Source organism: Methylophilus sp. (assembly GCF_008015755.1).
Lineage (GTDB): Bacteria > Pseudomonadota > Gammaproteobacteria > Burkholderiales > Methylophilaceae > Methylophilus.
Genome location: NZ_SSGF01000018.1, coordinates 134222 through 149001 on the forward strand (window position 1 = coordinate 134222; position 14780 = coordinate 149001).

Below are 14780 nucleotides of genomic sequence, written 5' to 3' on the forward strand. Positions count from 1 at the left end.
TGCGCTACCGGTCGATCAAGGCTTCAAATACCGTGCATTAAGGGTTTTGGGGCACAGCACGAAGCGTGTAAAATACATATACTTTAGAAACCTCAAGAACCGCCATGTCGACAGAAAAAGAAACGATTCCAGCCGCCTCCAACTTTATCCGTGCCGTGATTGATAAAGACCTCGCAGAAAACAAATACGCGAGCAAAAAATGGGCGGGCTCGCCCGGCGATGCCAAGCATCAAGCCGGTGGCCAGGTAGATTTTGCCAAAATCCGCACGCGCTTTCCGCCCGAGCCTAATGGTTACCTACACATTGGCCATGCCAAATCGATCTTTTTAAACTTTGGCCTGGCGCGTGACTATAACGGCGTCTGCCATTTGCGCTTTGACGATACCAACCCGGAAAAAGAAAGCCAGGAATACGTAGACAGCATCTCAGACATGGTGCAGTGGCTAGGCTTTGGCTGGGACAACACCACACCATCAGGCAACAAAGAAACGAATTTGTACTTTGCCTCAGACTATTTTGATGTGATGTACCAGGCAGCAGAAGCATTGATTACCCATGGTCATGCCTATGTCGATGAGCAAACCGCCGAAGAAGTGCGTATCAACCGTGGCACCCTCACTGAGCCAGGCAAGGATTCGCCTTTCCGCAACCGTAGCGTGGAAGACAACCTGCGCATTTTCCGTGAAATGCGGGATGGTAAGCACCCGGATGGCAGCATGTTATTGCGTGCAAAAATCGACATGGCGTCGCCTAATATCAATCTGCGCGACCCGGCCATTTACCGTATCCGCCGCGCGCATCACCACAATACTGGCGACCAATGGTGTATTTACCCCATGTACACGTTTGCCCACCCAATTGAAGATGCGCTGGAGCAAATCACCCACTCCATCTGTACACTCGAATTTGAAGACCAGCGCCCGTTCTACGACTGGCTGATGGCGCGCCTGGTAGAAGCTGGTTTACTGGCCAACCCAGTGCCTTACCAATACGAGTTTGCACGCCTGAATCTGACTTACGTTGTGCTTTCCAAACGCAAACTGATCCAACTGGTGGAAGAAAAGCATGTGTCAGGTTGGGATGACCCACGCTTGCCTACCCTGGCAGGTGCGCGCCGTCGCGGCTATACGCCAGAAGGCTTCAAGCTGTTTACCGATCGTATCGGCGTGTCCAAGGCAGACTCCTGGATTGACTACAGCATCCTCGAAGACTGCATGCGCGAAGTGCTCAACGAATCCGCGCCACGCAAAATCGGCGTGCTGGATCCGATCAAACTCATCATTGATAACTATCCAGAAGGCCAAGACGAGGATTGCTACGCACCTAACCATCCGCAAAAACCAGACCTAGGCAAACGCGTGGTCAAACTTTCCAAAGAGCTGTGGATAGAGCGCGAAGACTTTATGGAAGAGCCAAGCAAAGGCTACTTCCGTTTGTTCCCCGGCAACATGGTGCGCCTGCGCTATGGCTACGTGGTCAAATGCATCAGTTGCGAAAAAGACGCCGCGGCCAATGTCACCACCGTGCATTGTGAATACCTGCCAGATACTAAATCCGGCACGCCGGGCTCAGATAGCGTCAAAGTCAAAGGCAACATCCACTGGGTCAGCGCTGCACATGCCTACACCGCAGAAATCCGCCTCTATGACCGCCTGTTTAAAGACGCGCACCCAGGTAGCGGCGACCGTGACTTCCTGGAAGACATTAACCCGAATTCAGTCACCACCATCACTGCTCAACTCGAACAAAGCGCACAAGAGGCGCAAGCAGGCGATATTTACCAGTTTGAACGCCACGGCTATTTTGTCGCTGATCGTAAAGACAGCGTGGCTTGCAAACCTGTATTTAACAGAACAGTGACGTTGAAAGATAATTGGCAGAAGTAAGCGTTGTCATGCACTCAGTAGACCTCTCAAAAGCTTTCCGTCTCCTCAATCACGGCCCCACCACCCTGATTACGTCTGCGCATACTAGCCAGCGCAATATCATGGCGGCGGCCTGGGTCTGTGCACTCGACTTTAACCCCGCCAAAGTCACGGTCGTGATCGACAGCAAAACCTACACTCGCGAGCTTATGGAAGCGGAAGGCACATTTGCGATTAACTTGCCTTGCGTGCAACAGATTGAGATTGTGAAACAGGTTGGTAGCATCAGTGGCCGCGATTTGCCTGGTACGGACAAGTTTGTCGACTATGGCATTGATACGTTTGCGGCACAGGCAATCAGCGCACCGCTGGTAAAAGGGTGTGTTGGCTGGCTGGAGTGCAAAATCATCCCAGAACCACACAATCAGAACACGTACGATTTATTTATTGCCGAAGTCGTGGCGGCGCACGCCGATGAGCGCGTGTTTTCTGAGGGCCGCTGGCATTTTGAGGGGCAGGACGATTTGCGCACGATTCATCATATTGCCGGCGGCGTGTTCTTTGCCACCGGCCAACCCTGTTGAGTGACATTCGCCTGCATCTAACAACCCTGTGCGCAACACAGGGTTTTTTATTGCCTGTGTGTATTCAAAAAGATTGAAACTTTCTGTTTTAAATTGATGTCAATATAATGCACACAAATTAAAAACAGTATCGTAGGCTTGATTTCCTGCCTATTTCTGCTTCAAAAAATCGTTGATGCAATAGCATCTTTCTTTCAGCTGAGAACAGAGTCTGTTCTCTATGCATGTCAATTCATGGCTTGTGGTGGCAATACTGGCCGACGCTTTTTTGCGATTGTATTACCGCGCCGATGATTGAGTGGAGGCGTCATGCGTTTAAAAACAAATCAACCATCTGAACAATTATATGTCTTGTTAATCAGCGTTCACGGCCTGATCCGCGGTGAAGACCTTGAACTCGGAATCGATGCAGATACCGGCGGTCAATGTACTTATGTGCTTGAACTGACGCGCGCACTTGCCAACCATGCGCAGGTAGGTCGGGTCGATTTATTGACGCGTTTAATCGAGGATAGTCATGTCTCGGCCGAGTATGGGCAGAGCGAAGAGCGCTTGAGTGATCAAGCCCGCATTATCCGTTTACCGTGCGGCCCCAGACGCTACTTGCGTAAAGAGAGCTTGTGGCCGCATTTAGACCAAATGGTGGATAAATGCCTGCATTATTTGCGTCAGCAGCGTCGATTGCCTGATGTGATTCATTCGCACTATGCCGATGCGGGCTATGTCGGTCGACAGTTATCCATGTTGCTGGGGATTCCACTGATCCACACCGGCCATTCGCTGGGCTTGCCCAAACGCGAACGGCTGCTTTCCAGCGGTAGAAAGCCGTCTGCCATTGAAAAGCAATTTAACTTTGACCGCCGCGTGGCAGAAGAAGAAGCCTTGCTGCGCGATGCGGCGCTGATTGTGACGAGCACCAGGCAAGAGGTTGAGTTGCAATATGGGATGTACGCGCATGTGGATGGCACTCGCTTTCGTGTGATTCCGCCTGGCACCAATACCAAGCGCTTCTCGCCTGCCGGTAGACGGCCGATTGCCCCCAGCGTTGAACAACGCATCTCACGCTTTTTGGCGCAGCCGAAAAAGCCGATGATTTTATGTATCTGCAGACCTGAGGTACGCAAGAATATTAAAGGGCTGCTTGAGGCCTATGGCAGTCATGCCGAGTTGCAAAAGCGCGCCAATTTAGTGCTGGTTGCCGGTAGCCGCGAAGATATTCGTCAACTCGACAAAGCCCAGCAAACGGTATTAAACGAATTATTGCTGGATATTGATCGCTATGATTTATGGGGCAAAGTCGCGATTCCCAAACACTTTCCGCAAGAAGATATTCCGGAGCTTTATCGTCTGGCGGCCAAAAGCCACGGCATCTTTATCAATGCCGCCTTTACAGAACCATTCGGCCTAACACTGCTTGAAGCGGCGGCCAGTGGCCTGCCTATCATCGCCCCGGACGATGGTGGTCCACGTGACATTCTGTCGAACTGTCACAATGGCCTGCTAACCGATACGCTGGATAGTGAAGCGATTGCAGAAAGCTTGCTCAGTGCGTTGAGTGATAAAAAACGCTGGCAACAATGGGCACGCAACGGATTACTGAATATCAAGCGTCACTATACCTGGGCGGGGCATGTCACTAAATACCTCAAAGAAGTCAGACACTTGCAGCGTAAACATCGCAAAAATCTGCGCAAGCAACGGATTGCGCTGCACCGCGGCGTCTCTACCATGCCGATAGCAGATTATGCGTTTATCACTGACATTGATAACACCTTGCTGGGACATCGCGAAGGCCAACTGCGCTTGGTGGATTGGTTAAAAGACAATGCTGGCGGGGCTGTTTTTGGCGTGGCGACGGGCAGGCCCTTGGAAAGTGCAATGGATATTTTACGCAAAAACCGTATTCCGATTCCAGATGTACTCATTACTTCGGTCGGCTCAGAAATTCATTATGGTGCGCGTCAAACCCCTGATATTGGCTGGGCCAACCATATTCGCCATCTATGGCGGCGCGATGATGTGCTGCGTGCGCTTGAGACTATTCCAGGGCTGGTCTTGCAGTCTGCCGAAAATCAGCGGGAGTTTAAAATCTCTTACCTGGCGACGCCAGACGTCATGCCGGGGGTAGAGGCCATCAAACAGCACCTGCACCGTGCGCATTTACACGCACAAGTGATTTATTCACATGATGAGTTTCTGGATATTCTGCCTATCCGCGCCTCTAAAGGACATGCGATCCGTTACCTGGCCTATAAATGGGGGCTGCCGTTAAACCGCTTTTTAGTGGCGGGCGATTCAGGCAATGACAGCGAAATGCTTTCAGGCGACACCATGGCCGTGGTGGTTGGCAATCACAGCCATGAGCTTGCTGAGTTGAAAGGCCAGCATAACATCTATTTTGCCCAGGCTGGCTATGCACTTGGCATTCTCGAGGGCATGGCGCACTATCAATTTGGAAAAGCGGTACCCAGCCCTGCCGAAACCGCAATGGCCTAATCTCATATTGACTGGAATGAAGTATGTACGAACAAATATCGCACGCCATCCTGAATGACACATTACGACAGCTGTCGACCAGCAAACAGGACAAACAATGGCAATTTTTTTATACCCGTCTGGGGGCTAACTTTTACGCGATTTACTCCCTCTTTCACCATCTTTATGGTCACCGGCCAGACTTCAAACCACAGCTTGCGCATCTGGTCGCCGTTCTGGCCGAACGCTATGGGCAACGTTCAGCCGCACTCAAGGCACAGGACTTGGCGCGTGAGCAGGATCATGCATGGTTTATGCACCAGAAATGGGTAGGCATGGCGCTGTATTGTGATGGCTTTGCCGGAACACTGTCTCACATGCAAACAAAGCTGGCTTACTTGCAAGAGCTTGGCGTCAATATGGTGCATATCATGCCGATCTGCGATTGCCCGGAAACCAATAACGATGGCGGCTACGCCGTGCGCGATTATAAAAAAATTGATCCGCGCTATGGCAGTGAGCAAGACCTGGATCAATTGATTCATCTGATGCAGCAACGCGAGATGTTGCTGGCACTGGATGTCGTGGTTAACCATACCTCTGATGAGCATGCCTGGGCAATCAAAGCCAAACAGGGCGATGCGACTTATCAGGACTACTACTATATGTTCGATGATCGAACATTGCCAGACATCTATGAAAGCACCATGCCAGAAGTGTTCCCTGAACAGGCGCCAGGGAGTTTTACCTTCAATGCAGAAACGCAGAAATGGGTGATGACGGTATTCAACCATTATCAGTGGGATCTCAATTACAGCAATCCAGCGGTATTAATCGAAATACTCGATGTGATTCTGTTTTGGGCAAATAAGGGCGTGGATATCCTGCGACTGGATGCCGTCGCCTTTCTGTGGAAAAAGATGGGCAGCAGCTGCCAAAACGAACGTGAAGCGCATCTGATTCTGCAATTACTCAAAGACTGTTGCCAGGTGGTCGCGCCCAGTGTGTTATTCATCGCGGAAGCGATTGTTTCGCCTACCGAAATTATCAAATATTTCGGCGAGGATGCCGTGAACGCTAAAGAGTGTGAAATTGCCTACAACGCGACGCTGATGGCTTTGCTTTGGGATGCCGTGGCCACCAAACAAACCCAATTACTGTATAAAGGCATTGAAGGCCTGCCTGAAAAACTAGACCGGGCGACCTGGCTCAACTATGTTCGCTGTCATGATGACATCGGGCTCGGATTCAGTGATGAATCTATCATAGCCGCCGGTTTTGACCCGGTGTCGCACCGACGCTTTCTGGTTGATTATTACACCGGCCACTATGAAGACTCAAACGCCAAAGGATTCGCTTTTGGCGTCAATAAAAAAACCGGTGACGCCAGAATTTCTGGTGCGCTGGCGTCGCTGGCCGGGTTGGAAACCGCGCTGGCCAAGCAGGACGCGTCAGCCATTGACGATGCCATCGCCACCATCAGCTTGCTGCATAACTTTATCATGGCCTTTGGCGGCATGCCTTTGCTGTATTACGGCGACGCAGTAGGCACACTCAATGATGATGCTTATCTGATCGACTCCTCGAAAATGAATGACAATCGCTGGGTGCACCGGCCAACACTTGACTGGGCGCAGATGGATAAACGGCAACAAAAAGGCACGGTGGAGCAGCGCATATTCAGCGCGATTAAACAGTTAATTGCTGTGCGTAAAGAGATTTCGGCCTTTGCCGATTTGAACAACCGCGCGTTGATTGCTTTGGATAATCCTCACGTCATCGCCTTTAGCCGCGAAGTTGCCACCGGCATGCATGCCAGGGTACTCGTGATTGCGAATTTTGACGTACAAGCCCATTGCATTCCCACGCAGGCGTTTCAACAAAAAGGCTGGCTTAAACAAACCACGGTCACCGACCTGTGCAGTGGCCAGTCGATCCCGCTCACCCCAGCGGGCATCGTTATCCCCAAACTCACTGCATATTGGTTATCAATTTAAATAAGAAAGGATACTTAATCTTATGTCTTGGCTCTCATACATTGGCATGGAAAATACCAGCGAAGCGTTTGTGCTGGTTAAAACCTTACTCAGAATTTTTCTAATTGTCGGGGTCGCCTATTTTTTGAATAGATTGACCAAAAAACTCATCACGCGTTTGCGAGACCACCTTATCGGCCATGCGGATTCAAATATAGAAGAAATCAAGCGCATGAATACCTTGAGCATGGTGCTGCGCTACATCGTCACCACGGTCATTATGGCAATCACGGTGGTAGAAATTCTGCACGAATTGGGCATATCCATCGCGCCAGTCTTAGCCGCTGCGGGGGTTGTCGGTGTGGCGGTTGGTTTTGGCGCGCAAAGTCTGGTCAAGGATTACTTTAATGGTTTCTTTTTGCTGCTTGAGAACCAGATCCGCAAGGATGATGTGGTCGAGATTGCCGATAAGGCTGGGTTGGTGGAGGAAATTACGCTGCGTTATATCAAGATGCGCGATTATGAAGGCAATGTGCATTATGTGCCCAACGGCCAGATCACCACCGTCACCAACCGCTCACGCGATTTTGCCTATGCGGTAATGGATATCCGCGTCGCTTATGACGAAAATATCGCCAAAGTCATGCAAATCATGCACGAGGTCGGCGCCAGCATTCTGCAAGACGCACAGCTGCGAGACAAAGTGCTGGATACACTGGAGATTGCCGGTGTGGATAACCTGGCAGAATCTGCGGTGATTATTCGTTGCCGCATGAAAGTACGGCCATTAGAACAATGGACCATCAAGCGCGAATATCTCAAACGGATTAAAAACGCATTCGATGCGCAGCAGATTGAAATTCCGTTCCCACACCTCACGGTGTATCAAGGCCCAACAGCCGAGCCGCTGGCGGCTTAATAAAAAAGCGGGCACTATTGATCTTCCGTTACAGGGCCCGCTTTTTTATTGCTAAGAAGCCTGCCGTTTCTGCCTGTAACGATAAGCCAGCAGAATAATGATACCTGCCACATTCGGCCACCAGATATACCAATGTGACCAGGGGATACCGTCAACTTTAAAGTCTGAAATCGGCCAGAACATCGGCGTGGCAAAATATTGCAGGCTATGGAAAGGAAAATCCAGCGTGATATGAAACGGCCAGGCCAGCATGGCAAAAGCGAGATCTTTACGCCACACGGCCACCAGGCCAATCACGGCAAACGCAATCACAAAACTGTGGCCAACGGTGTAAGCCGGATAAATCCAAGCCGGCAAGGTCACCAGCGCTGGTTTGCCGACACTGTAATTACCTTCAATCACGCGCAGCAATAGCAACGCGCCGAAAGAAATCAGATCAGGCATGGCCCCCATGAGCGCAGCAAATTTAGGGTATTTGCGAAAGCCAAACAGGCCATAACCCCATAACGCGTGACTAAAGGTGTCCATGCCTGTCTCCTTTAAATTAAGCGGCTAATTGGCGGATGACCTCGGCGAGTTGCTCGGCCTGCGCTTGCACCAAGCTCGGATTCAAGCCTTCGACCATGACACGGATTTTGGGCTCAGTGCCAGACGCACGTAACAGCACGCGGCCTTCGCCATTGAGCGCTACTTCAGCCTGTTTAACGGCGGTTTGTACTGCCTCTTGGTTGAGATCCAGCTTCTGTTTGGTAGTAACGTTAATCAGCACTTGTGGATAGAGGGTTAAATCTGCGCCCAGTTGCTGTAGCGTTTTACCACTCTCGCGTACCGATTGCAGCACTTGTAACGCCGCAATTATGGCATCGCCACTGGTGTGTTTATCCAGGGTGAGAATATGGCCAGAATTTTCACCACCCAGTTTCCAGTTTTTGTCCTGTAACAACTCCAGCACATAGCGATCGCCCACTTTGGCACGGCCAAATGGAATCTGGTGTTTTTGCAGCGCATGCTCCAGTGCCAGATTGGTCATCAGCGTGCCTGCCACCCCGCCCTTGAGCTTACCTTTAGCATACAAGCCCATGGCGATGATATACAGCAATTGGTCACCATCAAGTAGATTGCCTGCACCATCCACCATCATCACACGGTCGCCATCACCATCAAAGGCAATACCAAGGTCAGCCTGATGCTCAACCACCGCTTTTTGCAGCGCCTGCGGATGTGTGGATCCTACGCCTTCATTAATATTGAGGCCATCCGGCTGGTTGCCAATAGCAATCACATCGGCACCCAACTCATGAAACACGGGGGGCGCCACATGGTAAGTCGCTCCATGTGCACAATCGAGCACGATTTTTAGGCCACGCAAGTCGAGATGGTTAGGAAAGGTACTTTTACAGAATTCCACATAGCGGCCAGCGGCATCATCGACACGTTTGGCTTTGCCTAGTTGCGCGGACTCCATCACCTGCATGGGTTGCGCCAGCGCGGCTTCTATTGCATGCTCAATGTCATCTGGCAACTTGGTGCCTTGCGCAGAGAAGAATTTAATACCGTTATCGTAATACGGATTATGGGAAGCCGAGATCACAATGCCCGCCTGCGCACGCAAGGCACGCGTTAGATAGGCAACGGCAGGCGTGGGCATCGGGCCGGTGAGTAACACATCGACACCGGCGGCTGACAAACCGGCCTCCAGCGAAGCTTCCAGCATATAGCCAGAAATACGCGTATCTTTACCAATGAGCACTGTCGGGCGCTTGCCGGCAGGCAAATGCTCGTGGCTAGCCAACACCCGCCCGGCGGCATAGCCCAGCTTCATGACAAACTCAGGCGTAATCACTGACTCACCGACACGGCCTCGAATACCATCGGTGCCAAAATACTGTTTACTCATCGCTCTTATCCTTCTCTTGCTTATTTTTTATCTGTTTATTTTAATGCTGCCACAACTTTAAGTGCTTCTACAGTGGCTTTGACGTCATGTACGCGTAACAAATGTGCGCCTTGCATGGCGCTGATAACCGCTGCGGCTACGCTGGCATGCAGGCGGGCATCGACATCATTCCCGGTCATTTGCCCCAAGACGGATTTACGTGAGAGTCCAACCAGCAACGGACATCCGAGATCCAGCAGTTGCGGCAAGGCTTTGGCTAATGCAATATTGTGCGCGCGTGTTTTACCAAAACCAAAACCGGGGTCTAGCATGATGCGATCCTGGGCAATGCCGGCAGCCAGGCAGGCATTGCGCTGCATGTGCAAAAACTGTTTTACTTCTGCCACCACATCCTCATAATGCGGTTCCAGCTGCATGGTTTGTGGCGTGCCCTGCATATGCATAATGCAGACACCAGCATCACTATTGGCCACTGCCTCCAGGGCACCAGCCTCCTGCAAACCGCGCACATCGTTCACAATGGAAGCCCCGGCGGCAATCGCTGCGCGCATGACTTCTGGTTTGTAAGTATCGATCGAAATCGGCACTGGAATATCACGCGCAACCAATGCCTCAATCACAGGGATCACGCGTTGCAGTTCTTCTGCCACGGGTACTGGCGTCGCATTTGGTCGTGTGGATTCACCACCAATATCCAGTACGGCTGCGCCCTGTTCTATCAGATCCAAAGCGTGGGCGACAGCAAGATCGTCTTGATTAAATTGACCGCCATCAGAGAATGAGTCTGGGGTGACATTGACAATCCCCATCACTTTTGGGGTATCTAAATCGAGGCAAAAACGGCCACAATAAAATTGCATGTGTGATTGATTTTCCAAAAAATAAAGGCTGGCAAATGCCAGCCTTGTTATTTTAACTGAAAGCCCGGTTGCAAAATACCCGGTTAATCAATGCTAGGCATTACTTTCAGTGTCATCGCCTTTTGCCGTTGGTTGTGGCGTTGGGTTAACCATGGTGCCTGAGCCGCTGCCACCAGAGCTGATTGTCGGGCCATTTTTTGGCTTAGGTGCACGCACTGGCAAACCGGCCATAATGTCATTTACCTGGTCTGCATCAATGGTTTCAAACTCCATCAGCGCTTTGGTCATGGCTTCTACCTTGTCGCGGTTATCTTCCAGCAATTTGCGGGCAATACCGTATTGTTCATCCAGAATACGACGAATCTCGGCATCAACCTTCTGCTGCGTAGCTTCTGACACCGTACGTGAAGACATGCTGCCCATCCATGAATCTTGCTCGCTACCGGCATACACCATAGTACCCAAAGTATCAGACATACCGAACTTGGTCACCATATCGCGGGCCAATTTAGTGGCACGTTCAAAATCGTTTGAGGCACCGGTAGACATTTGATTCATGAAAATCTCTTCGGCAATCCGGCCACCAAACAGAATAGAAATATCTTCCAGCATCTTGTCTTTGTAGTTGCTGATACGGTCGTGCTCAGGCAACTGCCAAGTCAAACCCAAGGCCCAGCCACGCGGCATAATCGTCACTTTGTGCACCGGATCTGCTTTTGGCAACAACTTGGCCACCACTGCATGTCCAGATTCGTGATATGCCGTATTCAAACGCTCTTCTTCACGCATGACCATAGATTTACGCTCAGGCCCCATGAAGATTTTGTCTTTAGCGTCTTCAAAATCCTGCATATCAACCGTGCGCTTGTTGCGGCGTGCCGCAAACAATGCCGCTTCGTTGACCAGGTTAGCCAGATCCGCACCGCTAAAGCCCGGTGTCCCGCGCGCCAGAATATCGGCTCTGACATCGGGATCAATCGGCACTTTACGCATATGTACGTTTAAAATCTGCTCGCGACCTTTGATGTCTGGCAAGCCAACCATCACTTGGCGGTCAAAACGGCCTGGGCGCAACAAGGCTTTGTCGAGTACATCGGCACGGTTGGTCGCAGCAATCACAATCACGCCAGAGTTCGCTTCAAAACCATCCATTTCCACCAGCATCTGGTTGAGCGTTTGTTCGCGTTCGTCGTTACCACCGCCAGTACCGGCACCACGATGACGGCCAACGGCATCAATCTCGTCAATAAACACGATACAAGGAGAATTTTTCTTGGCTGTTTCAAACATGTCACGCACACGCGCAGCACCCACACCAACAAACATCTCTACGAAATCAGAGCCGGAAATACTAAAAAACGGTACTTTAGCCTCACCCGCAATGGCACGTGCCAGCAAGGTTTTACCTGTCCCTGGCGGGCCTACCATTAATACGCCACGTGGGATACGGCCACCCAATTTTTGGAATTTGCTTGGATCTTTGAGAAACTCAACCAGCTCTGCCACTTCTTCTTTAGCTTCATCGCAACCGGCCACATCGGCAAACGTCGTGCTGTTGTTGGATTCATCCAGTTGACGCGCCTTGCTCTTGCCGAACGAAAACGGGCCACCGCCCTTGCCACCGCCCTGCATCTGGCGCATGAAGAAAATCCAGACGCCAATCAGCAAAATCATCGGGAACCAGGAGACAAAAATACTCATGAGCATGGACTCATGCTCTTCTGGTTTGGCTTCAACAATCACATTGTTTTTGAGCAGGTCAGACACCATCCATGGATCTGAAGGGGTGAAGGTATCGTAATTTTTACCTTCATTGGTCGTCACGTGTAATGAGCGGCCATCAATCTGCACTTTCGCAACGCGGCCATCTCTGACCTCTTGCATAAATTGTGAGTAAACCACTTGACCACTGCTTCTGCCGGTGCCGTTAAATTGATTAAATACCGTCATCAGCAACAAAGCGATCGCTACCCAAATCGCGATATTTTTCAATAGATTATTCAAGGTGGTTCCTTAATTTAAAATCGAAAGGCAGGGAAGTCCCTATCTGGAACTATGGAGGCAAAACCAAACTTTTCAAGCCTTTAATGGCATTGTATACCCAATTTTTTGCTAGTGCGACGAAAACTAAACGCAAAAAAGCATTGCAATTCAAGGTTTACGTTGCAGGCCGAGCAGATAGACTTCACTACTGCGATCACGCGAAGCTTTAGGTTTACGTGTCACCACTTTTTCAAATTGGCCACGCATTTGCTTCACAATTTCGTCAAATCCGCTGCCAATAAACACTTTGACCAAGAAATTGCCGCCCGGTTTCAACCATTGCTGACAAAAATCCAGTGCCAGTTCGGTGAGGTAGGTCGCACCCGCCTGATCAACATCCTTTAAACCACTCATATTCGGTGCCATATCGGCAATCACGACATCCACCAGCTTGCCATTGAGTGAGGCTTCCAGCTGCTTGAGTACACTGTCTTCACGAAAGTCGCCACAAATAAACTCAACGCCAGGAATCGGGTGCATTTCCAGCATATCCAGCGCAATCACTCGCCCCTGCCCTTTGATGCGCTGCACCGCCACTTGCGACCAGCTACCAGGCGTGGAGCCTAAGTCGACCACCGTCATGCCAGGTTTGATCAACTTATCTTTATCATCAATTTCTAGCAATTTGTACGCAGCGCGGGCACGATAGCCGTCTTTTTGCGCGCGCTTCACAAACTCGTCGTTGAGGTGTTCCTGCATCCACGCTTTGCTGGTTTTGGAGGGTTTCATAGGGGGAATTCCTGCTTCATGCTAAAATACTGATTGTTTTCAAGGAAATTTTTGCATGCAATTAAACAGCAAACAAATCGCTTATTTACGTGGCCTGGCGCACACTTTAAATCCGGTGGTCATGATAGGCAACAATGGCCTTACCGACGCCGTGTTAAAAGAAATTGATGTCAGCCTCAATGCCCACGAACTAATTAAAGTACAAGTGGCTGGTGATGATCGCGAGTTACGCAAAGCATTACTGACTGACATCGCGGATAAAACCAACGCGATTATCGTGCACCACATCGGCAAACAACTGGTGTTTTATCGCGCCAGTGAAACGGTTAAAGCCTCGGCCAAGATCGTGATTCCAAAACTGTAAAATATTGATATTCAATAAAAAACGCGCTGTGAATAGCGCGTTTTTTATTTGTGCCTAACTGGACTTAACCACCAGCCAAACACCCAGTAAACACTCCACCAGATAGGCAATACTGGCAATACCGTGCCAGGTTTTAAAGCGGCTGGCGAACACGCTTTGCATCACATCATTGGGTAATGCACTGGCTTTTAATTGTGCCAGTAAGGGCTGGATGCCAAACTCACCAATCAGTACCAGCACCCACATCAATAACACTACCCAGAACAATCCTTGCTTGAAGGCTGAGAAGCCATCATTGGCCAGACGCTGAATCAGCAACCACAATCCACTGACCAGACCAATATAACTGACAATGGTAAACAGTTTGCCAGCGACCAGGCCTGCCAGTTGGCGGTCTGCGATGATTTGGAACAAGACACTGGCTGTGATGGCCGTCATCCATAATGCGCCTACCCACGCTGTGAGTAACAGCGGGCTAATCCAACCGGTCAGTCCTGCTTGTTTGGCCATGGCCACGTACTCCTAAATCCCTGTACTCTTAAATATAGAGCACTTCAATAATTTCGTACTCTTTCACGCCACCCGGTGATAACACTTCAACCACCTCGCCTTCAGACTTGCCAATCAAACCTCGCGCAATGGGTGAGCTCACAGAAATTTTGCCATTCTTAATGTCAGCTTCGTCTTCGCCAACGATCTGATACGTTTTTGCATCGCCTGAGTCCAGGTCTTCAAAGCGCACCGTTGCACCAAATACCACGCGGCCTTCTGCATTCAACGTGGTGGGATCAATGATTTGCAAGTTGGACAGCTTTGCTTCGAGCTCAGCGATACGGCCCTCAATAAAGCTCTGACGCTCTTTGGCAGACTCATACTCAGCATTTTCAGACAAATCACCTTGCGCACGCGCTTCAGCAATCGCCTGAATAATATTAGGACGATCCACTGCGCGCAAACGTTGTAATTCTTCTTTGAGCAATTCTGCACCAATCACGGTCACAGGAATTTGATGTACTGCCATGTTGAAATACCTTCAAAAAATGAGTATAAAAAAAATAAACCACACCC

13 protein-coding genes are annotated in these 14780 nt (G+C 50.3%); 6 read left to right on the forward strand and 7 right to left on the reverse strand.

From position 1 onward, the window contains the following. Positions 1–104: 104 nt before the first annotated feature. From E6Q52_RS08000 to E6Q52_RS08020, 5 genes are all read left to right on the forward strand, one after another. On the forward strand, positions 105–1886 hold the full coding sequence (locus E6Q52_RS08000) for a glutamine--tRNA ligase/YqeY domain fusion protein (protein WP_292820878.1): 1782 nt from the start codon (positions 105–107) through the stop codon (positions 1884–1886). Between the two features lie 8 nt (positions 1887–1894). Then, positions 1895–2449, forward strand: coding sequence for a flavin reductase family protein (locus tag E6Q52_RS08005; protein ID WP_292820880.1), 555 nt, complete (start codon positions 1895–1897; stop codon positions 2447–2449). 309 nt (positions 2450–2758) lie between these two features. After that, a complete protein-coding gene (locus E6Q52_RS08010; RefSeq protein ID WP_292820882.1) occupies positions 2759–4945 on the forward strand; it encodes an HAD-IIB family hydrolase in 2187 nt (728 codons plus the stop codon). Positions 4946–4968: 23 nt separating this feature from the next. Continuing rightward, on the forward strand, positions 4969–6921 hold the full coding sequence (locus E6Q52_RS08015; protein WP_292820884.1) for an alpha-amylase family protein: 1953 nt from the start codon (positions 4969–4971) through the stop codon (positions 6919–6921). A gap of 22 nt (positions 6922–6943) precedes the next feature. Then, positions 6944–7819, forward strand: coding sequence for a mechanosensitive ion channel family protein (locus tag E6Q52_RS08020; protein ID WP_292820886.1), 876 nt, complete (start codon positions 6944–6946; stop codon positions 7817–7819). 51 nt (positions 7820–7870) lie between these two features. Here E6Q52_RS08020 and E6Q52_RS08025 read toward each other — a convergent pair whose 3' ends face one another. The 5 genes from E6Q52_RS08025 to rlmE all read right to left on the reverse strand — a co-directional run bounded on the left by E6Q52_RS08025 (position 7871) and on the right by rlmE (position 13348). Then, positions 7871–8347, reverse strand: a complete 477-nt coding sequence (locus E6Q52_RS08025; protein ID WP_292820888.1) for a hypothetical protein — start codon at positions 8345–8347, stop codon at positions 7871–7873. A gap of 16 nt (positions 8348–8363) precedes the next feature. Continuing rightward, complete coding sequence (gene glmM / locus E6Q52_RS08030; RefSeq protein WP_292820890.1) at positions 8364–9716, reverse strand: phosphoglucosamine mutase; 1353 nt, start codon at positions 9714–9716, stop codon at positions 8364–8366. A 35-nt stretch (positions 9717–9751) separates the two neighbouring features. Next, positions 9752–10576, reverse strand: coding sequence for a dihydropteroate synthase (gene folP / locus E6Q52_RS08035; RefSeq protein WP_292820892.1), 825 nt, complete (start codon positions 10574–10576; stop codon positions 9752–9754). A 93-nt stretch (positions 10577–10669) separates the two neighbouring features. Next, positions 10670–12580 carry an ATP-dependent zinc metalloprotease FtsH gene (gene ftsH / locus E6Q52_RS08040; protein WP_292820894.1) on the reverse strand — a complete coding sequence of 637 codons (1911 nt, stop codon included), beginning with the start codon at positions 12578–12580 and terminating at the stop codon, positions 10670–10672. A 147-nt stretch (positions 12581–12727) separates the two neighbouring features. Then, positions 12728–13348: a 23S rRNA (uridine(2552)-2'-O)-methyltransferase RlmE gene (rlmE, locus tag E6Q52_RS08045; RefSeq protein ID WP_292820896.1), complete on the reverse strand. Its 621-nt coding sequence runs from the start codon at positions 13346–13348 to the stop codon at positions 12728–12730. A gap of 55 nt (positions 13349–13403) precedes the next feature. Between rlmE and yhbY the strand changes: the two genes are divergently transcribed. Continuing rightward, positions 13404–13712, forward strand: a complete 309-nt coding sequence (gene yhbY / locus E6Q52_RS08050) for a ribosome assembly RNA-binding protein YhbY (RefSeq protein WP_292820898.1) — start codon at positions 13404–13406, stop codon at positions 13710–13712. 54 nt (positions 13713–13766) lie between these two features. On the opposite strand, the gene E6Q52_RS08055 is transcribed toward yhbY, so the two are convergent. Beyond that, the gene (locus E6Q52_RS08055) at positions 13767–14222 is read right to left on the reverse strand and encodes a DUF4149 domain-containing protein (protein ID WP_292820900.1); all 456 of its coding nucleotides are present in this window, start codon (positions 14220–14222) and stop codon (positions 13767–13769) included. A 28-nt stretch (positions 14223–14250) separates the two neighbouring features. Then, positions 14251–14733 carry a transcription elongation factor GreA gene (gene greA, locus E6Q52_RS08060; RefSeq protein ID WP_292820902.1) on the reverse strand — a complete coding sequence of 161 codons (483 nt, stop codon included), beginning with the start codon at positions 14731–14733 and terminating at the stop codon, positions 14251–14253. Positions 14734–14780: the final 47 nt, after the last annotated feature.

What these genes read in the sequence shown, in the direction of transcription:
- yhbY (WP_292820898.1), top strand. Translation starts at nt 13,404, where the DNA reads ATGCAATTAAACAGCAAACAAATCGCTTATTTACGTGGCCTGGCGCAC.
- greA (WP_292820902.1), bottom strand. Translation starts at nt 14,733, where the DNA reads ATGGCAGTACATCAAATTCCTGTGACCGTGATTGGTGCAGAATTGCTC.
- folP (WP_292820892.1), bottom strand. Translation starts at nt 10,576, where the DNA reads ATGCAATTTTATTGTGGCCGTTTTTGCCTCGATTTAGATACCCCAAAA.
- E6Q52_RS08055 (WP_292820900.1), bottom strand. Translation starts at nt 14,222, where the DNA reads ATGGCCAAACAAGCAGGACTGACCGGTTGGATTAGCCCGCTGTTACTC.
- E6Q52_RS08025 (WP_292820888.1), bottom strand. Translation starts at nt 8,347, where the DNA reads ATGGACACCTTTAGTCACGCGTTATGGGGTTATGGCCTGTTTGGCTTT.
- E6Q52_RS08000 (WP_292820878.1), top strand. Translation starts at nt 105, where the DNA reads ATGTCGACAGAAAAAGAAACGATTCCAGCCGCCTCCAACTTTATCCGT.
- E6Q52_RS08010 (WP_292820882.1), top strand. Translation starts at nt 2,759, where the DNA reads ATGCGTTTAAAAACAAATCAACCATCTGAACAATTATATGTCTTGTTA.
- rlmE (WP_292820896.1), bottom strand. Translation starts at nt 13,348, where the DNA reads ATGAAACCCTCCAAAACCAGCAAAGCGTGGATGCAGGAACACCTCAAC.
- glmM (WP_292820890.1), bottom strand. Translation starts at nt 9,716, where the DNA reads ATGAGTAAACAGTATTTTGGCACCGATGGTATTCGAGGCCGTGTCGGT.
- E6Q52_RS08015 (WP_292820884.1), top strand. Translation starts at nt 4,969, where the DNA reads ATGTACGAACAAATATCGCACGCCATCCTGAATGACACATTACGACAG.
- E6Q52_RS08005 (WP_292820880.1), top strand. Translation starts at nt 1,895, where the DNA reads ATGCACTCAGTAGACCTCTCAAAAGCTTTCCGTCTCCTCAATCACGGC.
- E6Q52_RS08020 (WP_292820886.1), top strand. Translation starts at nt 6,944, where the DNA reads ATGTCTTGGCTCTCATACATTGGCATGGAAAATACCAGCGAAGCGTTT.